Annotated in this window: 6 protein-coding genes and 2 pseudogenes; 6 read left to right on the top strand and 2 right to left on the bottom strand. The window is 69.9% G+C overall.

All coding sequences use genetic code 11. The features are described from left to right. Window positions 1-111 precede the first annotated feature (111 nt). Both ABTZ94_RS34020 and ABTZ94_RS34015 read right to left on the bottom strand, forming a co-directional pair. Window positions 112-1,332: an acetyl-CoA C-acetyltransferase gene (locus ABTZ94_RS34020; protein WP_351206743.1), complete on the bottom strand. Its 1,221-nt coding sequence runs from the start codon at window positions 1,330-1,332 to the stop codon at window positions 112-114. A 249-nt stretch (window positions 1,333-1,581) separates the two neighbouring features. Further along, window positions 1,582-2,571 (bottom strand): annotated as a pseudogene (locus ABTZ94_RS34015) (SGNH/GDSL hydrolase family protein); the annotation flags it as partial. Between the two features lie 155 nt (window positions 2,572-2,726). Between ABTZ94_RS34015 and ABTZ94_RS34010 the strand changes: the two are divergent. From ABTZ94_RS34010 to ABTZ94_RS33985, 6 genes and pseudogenes are all read left to right on the top strand, one after another. After that, complete coding sequence (locus ABTZ94_RS34010; RefSeq protein ID WP_351206741.1) at window positions 2,727-4,133, top strand: cystathionine beta-synthase; 1,407 nt, start codon at window positions 2,727-2,729, stop codon at window positions 4,131-4,133. A 600-nt stretch (window positions 4,134-4,733) separates the two neighbouring features. Next, complete coding sequence (locus ABTZ94_RS34005; protein WP_351206739.1) at window positions 4,734-5,513, top strand: hypothetical protein; 780 nt, start codon at window positions 4,734-4,736, stop codon at window positions 5,511-5,513. A 488-nt stretch (window positions 5,514-6,001) separates the two neighbouring features. After that, a complete protein-coding gene (locus tag ABTZ94_RS34000; protein WP_351206737.1) occupies window positions 6,002-6,520 on the top strand; it encodes a SigE family RNA polymerase sigma factor in 519 nt (172 codons plus the stop codon). Then, window positions 6,513-7,196, top strand: a complete 684-nt coding sequence (locus ABTZ94_RS33995) for a hypothetical protein (RefSeq protein WP_351206735.1) — start codon at window positions 6,513-6,515, stop codon at window positions 7,194-7,196. Before ABTZ94_RS34000 ends, ABTZ94_RS33995 begins: the two co-directional genes overlap by 8 nt. Before the next feature lie 170 nt (window positions 7,197-7,366). Beyond that, window positions 7,367-8,212, top strand: coding sequence for a MurR/RpiR family transcriptional regulator (locus tag ABTZ94_RS33990; RefSeq protein WP_351206733.1), 846 nt, complete (start codon window positions 7,367-7,369; stop codon window positions 8,210-8,212). A gap of 170 nt (window positions 8,213-8,382) precedes the next feature. Next, window positions 8,383-8,895, top strand: a pseudogene (locus ABTZ94_RS33985) (hypothetical protein); the annotation flags it as partial. Between the last annotated feature and the right edge of the window lie 97 nt (window positions 8,896-8,992).

Here is an 8,992-nt window from a genome sequence, read left to right as displayed (position 1 = left end):
CTCCGCTGCAGCTCAGCTCAGGCGCTCGTACTTGTGGTCGCGTTCGCTTCGCTTCCGCTGCGGGCAGGTGCCGCCTTCGTACCTCAGGCGACCCCTGCCCTCCGCTGCAGCTCAGCTCAGCCGCTCGATCACCATCGCCATGCCCTGGCCGCCGCCCACGCACATGGTCTCCAGACCGAACTGCTTGTCGTGGAACTGCAGGCTGTTGATCAGCGTGCCGGTGATCCGGGCGCCGGTCATGCCGAAGGGGTGGCCGACGGCGATGGCGCCACCGTTGACGTTGACCTTCTCCAGCGGCAGGCCGAGGTCGCGGTAGGAGGGAATCACCTGGGCGGCGAACGCCTCGTTGATCTCGGCCAGGTCGATGTCGTCGATGGTCAGCCCGGCACGCTTCAGCGCCTGCTTGCTGGCCTCCACCGGTCCGTATCCCATGATCTCGGGGGAGAGGCCGGAGACACCGGTCGAGACGATCCGGGCCAGCGGGGTCAGGCCCAGCTCGCGAGCCTTGGCATCGGACATGATCACGAGCGCGGCGGCGCCGTCATTGAGCGGGCAGCAGTTGCCCGCGGTGACCAGGCCGTCGGGGCGGAAGACCGGCTTCAGGCCCTGCACGCCCTCCAGGGTGACGCCCGCGCGCGGGCCGTCGTCCTTCGAGACGACCGTGCCGTCCGGGGTGGTGACCGAGGTGATCTCGCGCTCCCAGAAGCCGTTCTTGATGGCTTCCTCGGCGAGGTTCTGCGAGCGGACGCCGAACTCGTCCATGTCCTTGCGGGTGACGCCCTTGAGCCGGGCCAGGTTCTCCGCGGTCTGCCCCATTGCGATGTAAGCGTCCGGGACCAGGCCGTCCTCGCGCGGGTCGTGCCAGTCCTCACCGCCCTGCTCGGCGCGGGCCGCGGTGCGGGCCTCGGCGTCGGCGAACAGCGGGTTGTGCGTGTCCGGCAGGCTGTCGGAGTTGCCCTTCACGAAGCGGGACACCATCTCGACACCGGCCGAGATGAAGACGTCGCCCTCGCCGGCCTTGATGGCGTGCAGCGCCATCCGACTCGTCTGGAGGGAGGACGAGCAGTAGCGGGTTACCGTACAGCCCGGAAGGTGGTCCATCCCCATCCGTACGGCGATGATGCGGCCCAGGTTGTTGCCCTGCTCGCCGCCGGGGAGGCCGCAGCCGAGCATCAGGTCGTCGATGTCCTTCGGGTCCAGCTCGGGCACCTTGGCCAGCGCGGTCTGGATGATCGTGGCGGTCAGGTCGTCCGCGCGCAGGTCCTTCAGCGAACCCTTGAAGGCCCGGCCGATGGGAGAACGGGCAGCAGAGACGATCACGGCTTCGGGCATCACGCGGCTCCATGAGGGCTGGAAGGCGGGTTCTGGCAGGTGCTGACTTGGAAGTTACCTGTACGTAGGTGCTGGGTCACCGGGCAGCGCATGTGACGCCGACCTCTTTTCTAAGCGACCGCTCAGTCATCAATTGGCGGGCAGGTTGTGCGACTCCCCGTGCGACTCTCCATACGGCTCCTTGGGTGCCTCCTCGTGGTGTGCCTCCTCGTGCGCGTCCCCCTGTGGCTCCCCGAGCGTCTCCGGGGGCGCCTCCCCATGCGTCTCCGGGTGTGGGTGGGGCTCCGTGGCCGGGGGCAGACGCCGCCGCCTGCGGTGCTTGAGGAGGGCCCAGGGCGCCCGCGCCCCCGTGACCTCCGTACCGGCCTCCCTGGCCGCCTGGGAGGCCGCCTCGGCCACCGGCAGCATGTCCTCGCGCCGGGCCCCGTCCAGACGGTCGGACTCCGGCCACAGCCCCAGCACCGCACAGAGCGTGGGCAGGAGCGCCATCGCCGCCGTGGCGTACCCCTCCGCCGACGGGTGGTAGTTGTCCGGACCGAACAGCTCCCGCGGATTCGCCTCGAACTCCGGCCCCAGCAGGTCGCCGAGCGACACCGTGCGCCCGCCCTGCTCCACCGAACCGATCGTCTGGGCCGCCGCCAGCTGCCGGCTCACCCGCCGGGCCAGCCAGCGCAGCGGCTGGTACACCGGCTCGATGGTGCCGAGATCCGGGCACGTGCCGACCACCACCTCCGCACCCGCCGTACGCAGCCTGCGCACAGCGGTGGTCAGGCAGCGCACCGACTGGGTGGCGGGCATCCGGTGCGTCACATCGTTCGCCCCGATCATGATCACGCAGACGTCCGGCGTACGGGACGTGTCGGCGAGCAGCAGCGAGACCTGCCGCTCCAGGTCGTCCGACCGAGCGCCCGGCTGCGCCACATTGCGCAGATCCACCGGCCGCTCCGACACCGCCGAGAGCCCCGATGCGAGCAGCGCCCCCGGTGTCTGCCCGGCCCGGCGCACCCCCTGCCCGGCCGCCGTCGAATCACCCAGCAACCCCAGCCGCAACGGTTCCGCGGGGCCGGTGAACGCCACCCCGTACCGCCCGTCCGCGCTCGGCGGAACCGGTGCGATACCGCCGCCCACCTGCCGCTTCGCCAGCTGGACCTCCGCCAGCAGTACGCCTACCGCCGCCGCGCTGAGCAGCCCGATGCTGCCGCCGCCGTAGGCCGCGCCCGCTGCGATCCGCCGTGCCACCCTCGCCCTCGACACAGTCCGGTCCACCTCCTCGTTGCCGTACCGCCGTACATACAGCTAACTGCCCCGCAGCGACCGTCGCTCAATCGTTTCGCCCAATCCCGTGCCCGTACGCATACGCTTGCCGCACCATCTCGGAGACCCCGGAGTACACGGTGCAATTCCACGATTCGATGATCAGTCTCGTAGGCAATACCCCGCTGGTGAGGCTGCACAGTGTGACGGCCGGAATCCAGGCGACGGTCCTGGCCAAGGTCGAATACTTCAATCCCGGCGGTTCGGTCAAGGACCGCATCGCCCTGCGCATGATCGAGGCCGCCGAACAGAGTGGCGAGCTGCAGCCCGGCGGCACGATCGTCGAGCCGACCAGCGGCAACACGGGCGTCGGCCTGGCGATCGTCGCCCAGCAGAAGGGATACAAATGCATCTTCGTCTGCCCGGACAAGGTGTCCACGGACAAGATCAATGTGCTGCGCGCCTACGGTGCCGAGGTCGTCGTCTGCCCGACGGCCGTTGACCCCGAGCACCCCGACTCGTACTACAACGTCTCCGACCGGCTGGTCCGCGAGACACCAGGAGCCTGGAAGCCCGACCAGTACTCCAACCCGAACAACCCGCGCTCGCACTACGAGACCACCGGTCCCGAGCTGTGGGAGCAGACGGACGGGAAGATCACCCACTTCGTCGCGGGCGTCGGCACGGGCGGCACGATCAGCGGCACCGGCCGCTATCTGAAGGAGATCAGCGGGGGCTCGGTCAAGGTCGTCGGCGCGGACCCGGAGGGCTCGGTCTACTCCGGCGGCTCCGGGCGCCCGTACCTCGTCGAGGGCGTCGGCGAGGACTTCTGGCCGAGCGCGTACGACCGGACGGTCACGGACGAGATCGTCGCCGTGTCCGACAAGGACTCCTTCCAGATGACCCGTCGCCTCGCCAAGGAGGAGGGCCTGCTGGTCGGCGGCTCCTGCGGCATGGCGGTCGTCGCGGCCCTGGAGGTCGCGAAGCGGCTGGGCCCGGACGACGTGGTCGTCGTCCTGCTGCCCGACAGCGGTCGCGGATACCTCAGCAAAATTTTCAACGATGAGTGGATGGCTGACTACGGCTTCCTGGAGGGCACCGGCCCGTCCGCACGCGTCGGGGACGTACTCGACCACAAGGACGGCCCGATCCCGACGCTCGTCCACATGCACCCCGAGGAGACCGTCGGCGAGGCGATCGAGGTCCTGCGCGAGTACGGCGTCTCGCAGATGCCGATCGTGAAGCCGGGTGCGGGCCACCCGGACGTGATGGCCGCCGAGGTCATCGGTTCGGTGGTGGAGCGGGAGCTGCTGAACGCGCTGTTCGCGCAGCGCGCCTCGCTCTCCGACCCGCTGGAGAAGCACATGTCGTCGCCGCTGCCGCAGGTCGGCTCCGGCGAACCGGTCGAGGACCTGATGGCGGTGCTCGGCGGCACGAACGCGGCGGACGCGGCGATCGTGCTGGTGGAGGGCAAGCCGAAGGGCGTGGTCAGCAGGCAGGACCTGCTGGCGTTCCTCGCCAAGGACGCGGCGGCCGGCAAGCCGTAGCGGTCCGGGAGGCCGGGCTTCGCGGAAACGGTACGAGCGCGACACGTACGCGCAGCACCGGCTTAACACAAGTCCGGCAACATTGATGGGTGTCGGCAGGGGAACCCGCCGACACCCGATACGGCGACAGGGACTACGGAGCGGCTCCCGGACCTCCACCGTCGCCAGGACGCGGTGACCGGCCCTGACCCGGACCGTGTCCCTCGCGGGGACCGCCGTCGTCCCGCCCCCTGGGAATCCGGGGGTGCGGCGGTCCCCGCTATACATCCATGGGGGACTGCGACACATCCATGCGCGACACACGTGTGCGCGGACCGTGTGACAGGCATGTGCGCGGGCCGTGCGACGGTCATGTGCGCGGGCCGTGCGTGTGACTGAGCGGGATAGTTGGCCACTGAGCGCGTTGGCCACTCTGGCGCTCAACCATCGGGGCCCCTTCCCGGGAACCGGACCGGCGATGCCGTGGTGATCAAATCGTTGCCGCACCGCGTACAACCGCGTACAGCCCTCTCCTGTCCCACAGTCAGCCGCGAGGATGAACCTCCGGCCGGTGCGCCTACGCGTTCGGTCCAGGCTGCAGGGGAAAGGGCGAGCTCGAAGATGGGGAAGACGATGTGGAAAGCGGTGGTGGCCGGTGGAGCGGCGGTCGTGTTCACAGGGGTGGCGGCGGTGCCGGCTGGGGCGGCGGAGGGCGGGGTCTCCTTCTCCCGGGTCTCGGTGAACGGCGGGAAGCCGATCGTGATCGGGGTCAAGGAGGAGGTCGAGGTGCATGCGGTCTTCCGGATGACGACCAAACTCAGATACGACTCCGGGCCGACGGTGTTCCCCTACCGGGGGAAGCCCGACTCTGCGGACACCCTGCACAGCTCCATCATCACCAGCGACTGCAAGGTCGTGGACAGGGCGAAAGGAATCTGCGACTTCGAGGAATGGCTGTACATCGACCCGCAGAACCATGACTTCGGGAACGAGGACGCCGGCACCTGGCGAACTGCTGCTCGGGTCTTTCTCGCCGGCGACGCCCACGACACTGACGACAAGGACCTCCCGTTGCAGGTCAAGCGGGCCACACGCGTCACTGTCAACGCCTCGCCGGAGCCGGTCGCGAAAGGGAAGACGATCACCGTGACCGGGCGGGTCACACGGGCGAACTGGGACACCCACACGTACCAGGGGTACGCGGGCCAAACGGCCAGCCTGCAGTTCAAGGCGGCGGGCGCCTCCTCGTACACGACGGTCAAGAAAGCGACGTCGAGCAAAACGGGGGCGCTCAAGACCACGGTGAAGGCCACCGCGCCGGGGACATGGCGGTGGACGTACTACGGGAACTCCACCTCCGGGGCGAAGTCGTCGACCGGGGATTACGTCGCCGTGCGGTAGGCGACGTGCGCGGACCGCCTCCCCTTCCAGAAGCGTCGTCATCCGGACCAGTCGGACGGGGATACCTCGTCGACGCGACCTCGCAGAAGTCGGAACTCCATGTGCTCAAGCAAGTCCGATCCCCTGGGCTGGCCGACCTAACACCGCTCTGAAGTCCGCTCCCTGCGAGCGATGTGCGCGGCGCGGAACCCTGAGCGCGCTACTTGGCCAGGCTGGCCAAGTAGCGCGCTCAGTCACACCATGGCATCGCGTGCATGAACATCCGACCCCCCGCGGATACGCGAGCGAGCCCCGGACGTGTCGGTCTGTGACTGAGCGCTTCAGTTGGCGAGCTGAGCGAGAGGTACGAATCGGGAGCGCCCCGGGCAGTGGGGCTACCCCCCTCTTTCACGCCGTGCCACTCCGGCCGAAAGTCGTCCGTAACATCCGGGACTGCTGAGGCGTGTTCATGGCAAGAGCGTTTCTTGCGCGATGAACGGACGGGGACGATGGCGACGGGGTCCGAGGATTTCGACGCGTTCTACACGGCGACGGCCAAACGCCTGGTTGCCACGGTCTATGCGGTGACCGGCGATCTGGCGGAGGCGGAGGACGCGGTGCAGGAGGCATATGTGCGGGCGTGGCAGCGCTGGGACCGCCTGGCGCGTGAGGGGGATCCGCTGCCCTGGGTGAGGACGGTGGCCGTACGGCTGGCGATCAGTACCTGGCGAAGGACGCGCAACCGGGTACGGGCGCACTTCCGGCACGGGCCGCCCCCGGAAGTGCCCGGCCTCTCGGTGGACCGGGTGGCGCTGGTCGGGGCACTCGGAGAACTGAGCGCCGAGCAGCGTCAGGCCGTGGTCCTGCACCATCTGCTGGATCTGCCGGTGGAAGAGGTGGCGCGTGAGGCGGGAGTGTCGAACGGCGCGGTACGGACCCGGCTCCACCGGGCCCGCAAGATCCTCGGCGAGCGGCTCGCTGAAACCATTGTCACCGCCGGGCGAGTGGAGGGCGTTCACCATGGCTGAGGTCGAGGAGCTGCTGGACGGCGTCGCGGTGCGGCTGCCTGCCGCCGCGGAGATCCGGGCGAAGGCAACGCGGCGTACGCGTCGAAGGACCACGACGGCGGTGGTGTGCAGCGCCGTGCTGATGGCCATCGGGGCCTGGGCCGTGCTGCCGACCGGAGCGGACCAGCAGCGCAGGCACGACACGGTCGCCACCGCGCCGGACAATCCGTTCCGCAAGGACGGCTTGATCCAAACATGGCGTGCGGGCGAGGTGCCCTTGTACGACCAGTGGCACTGGACGGAGGGCGACGGGTCGCAGGCGGATGCTCCTGCGCAGGACGGGCTACTGCCGCAAGTGGGTCTGGCCGGTGCCTGCCCGGGTTCGCTCGTCACGGCGGACACACCGGATCAGATCTGCTACAGCCAGCAGTACAAGGGCAGTAGCGGCGCCCTGGCCCAGCAGCGCATCGTCGAATTCGACGACACGGCCACGGCCGGGGAGCAGCTGAGGAAGGTGCAGGACGAACTGACGGCATGCGGCCTGCGGCCGACGTCGCAGAGCTCGTCGAGCCCGGCGGACGGGCCCCTTTCCTGGTCCGGCACCGTGAAGGGCGACCGCACGATGCGGGTCTTCCTCCAGCGCTGGAACTCCTGGGTCTCGGTCACCGAGGTCCTGGACGGCCGGCGCACTCCCTGAACACGGGGCGGCGCCTGGGTCCTCATGTGGTGAGGAGCAGGTCTGCCCGGCCGGAGCCCTCGCCGGGCCGGGCCGGCGCCCCGTCTGCATATGGACATGCAGGCGCCTTGCTGGCTGAATGGATTTGTCGGCGCCGGACCGTGGTGCGACGGATCTACCGAGGGGACAGCATGAGCGGGAGCAGCCCGGCCGCGCGGTTGCAGCGGCTCTTCGAGGGGCGTCGGCTCACACCCACCCAGCGGCGCATCGCGCATTCGATGGTGCGCAGGGCCGGGGACGTGCCGTTCCTGTCGAGTGTGGAGCTGGCCGAGCTCGCCGGAGTCAGCCAGCCGTCCGTCACCCGGTTCGCCGTGGCGCTCGGGTTCGACGGCTATCCGGCGCTCCGCAAACACCTGCGGGAGGTCGCCCCCGCCGAGCCCGTGCCGGGGCGCGGGGACGACGAGTACAACGAGTACCAGCAGGCCGTCCTGGGCGAGATCGAGAATCTGCGGCATCTGGCCGAGCTGCTCGCCGACCCCGGACCCGTCGAGCGGGCGGGCAGGCTGCTGGCGGCCTCGCGGCCGCTGCCGGTGCTCGGGCTGCGCGCCGCCTCCTCCCAGGCGCGCGGGTTCGGGTACTTCGCGGCCAAGGTCCATCCCGATGTCCGGGTGCTCGACGAGGGCGGCAGCATGCTGCACGACCGCATCGACGCCGCGCGGAGGGCGGGCGCCACAGCGCTGATCTGCTTTGCGCTGCCCCGGCATCCGAAGGAGGTCGTGGACGCCCTCGCGTATGCGCAGGAGCAGGGGCTGACCGTGGTGGCGGTCGCGGATTCCGCTTTCGCGCCCGTCGCCAAATGCAGTGATCTGCTGATCCCGGCCGCCGTCGGCACCGGGCTCGCCTTCGACACGGCGTGTGCGCCCATGCTGCTGGGCCGGGTGCTGCTGGAGGCGATGTGCGACGACCTGCCCGATGCGCAGGCGCGGTTGGAGGAGTTCGACGCGCGAGCGGTGGCGCGGGGGCTGTTCGTCGAGTGACGGGTGGCGGCGACGGCCTGATGGGGATCATGTACCGAGGGCGGCCCACCGACCTCGACGATTCTCAGACAGCGCTCATTTGCGGCTATTAACCTCCGGGCCCAGAAGGGTCAGAAGGAGTCGCGGAGAGGGGTACGGACGTGGGGCGCGGAGCGCAGTCGTTGGCGAGGGTGGCCGTGGTCGTACGGGCCGGGGCCGCACCGCTGTGGTGGCCGGGGCTGCTCGCCGCGGCGATCGGCGCACTGGTGCCCGGGATCACCGGACGCCGGATCGGGCTGCTGGCCGGAGCGGCGCTGTTCCTGATCACTGCCGCCGTGGTGGCGCTCGTACGCGCCCGGCGGTACGCGGAACTGGCCAGGGGCGCCACCCGCGCCGGGCGGTCCGACTTTCTCCAGGACCGGGCCGTGACCGTACGCAACTGGCGACGTGGGAACCGGTGGTGGCTGCTCGGGGCGTTCCTCGTAGCGGTGGCGAGCGCGTTCCTGCTGCCCGGGGCCGGCGGGATGGTGCTCGCGGGCGCGGGGGCCGGGCTCTGGATCAAGGCCGTCAGGATCGGGCAGCGTGAGCACCGGGACGGCGCCCTGTACTGGGTGCGGACCGACTGGGTGGAGCACGGACGGCCCGCGGGCAAGCAGGTGAAGGGGTACCGGACGACCGGGCCGATGGCGGGTGACGCCGCGCCCGTCTCCATCATCGACGGCATCCGCCTGTCCAAGGCCAAGCGCTTCCGCTACGCCAACCGCGACATGGCCGACCTGGAGACGCAGCTGAAGGAGGCGT

It is taken from the genome of Streptomyces sp. NPDC002785, from assembly GCF_040295565.1.
Taxonomy (GTDB): Bacteria; Actinomycetota; Actinomycetes; order Streptomycetales; family Streptomycetaceae; genus Streptomyces.
Note: the sequence above shows the minus strand (reverse complement) of the source record. Positions and strands in the feature narration are given on the sequence as shown.

What these genes read in the sequence shown, in the direction of transcription:
- ABTZ94_RS34005 (WP_351206739.1), top strand. Translation starts at nt 4,734, where the DNA reads ATGGGGAAGACGATGTGGAAAGCGGTGGTGGCCGGTGGAGCGGCGGTC.
- ABTZ94_RS33990 (WP_351206733.1), top strand. Translation starts at nt 7,367, where the DNA reads ATGAGCGGGAGCAGCCCGGCCGCGCGGTTGCAGCGGCTCTTCGAGGGG.
- ABTZ94_RS34000 (WP_351206737.1), top strand. Translation starts at nt 6,002, where the DNA reads ATGGCGACGGGGTCCGAGGATTTCGACGCGTTCTACACGGCGACGGCC.
- ABTZ94_RS33995 (WP_351206735.1), top strand. Translation starts at nt 6,513, where the DNA reads ATGGCTGAGGTCGAGGAGCTGCTGGACGGCGTCGCGGTGCGGCTGCCT.
- ABTZ94_RS34020 (WP_351206743.1), bottom strand. Translation starts at nt 1,332, where the DNA reads ATGCCCGAAGCCGTGATCGTCTCTGCTGCCCGTTCTCCCATCGGCCGG.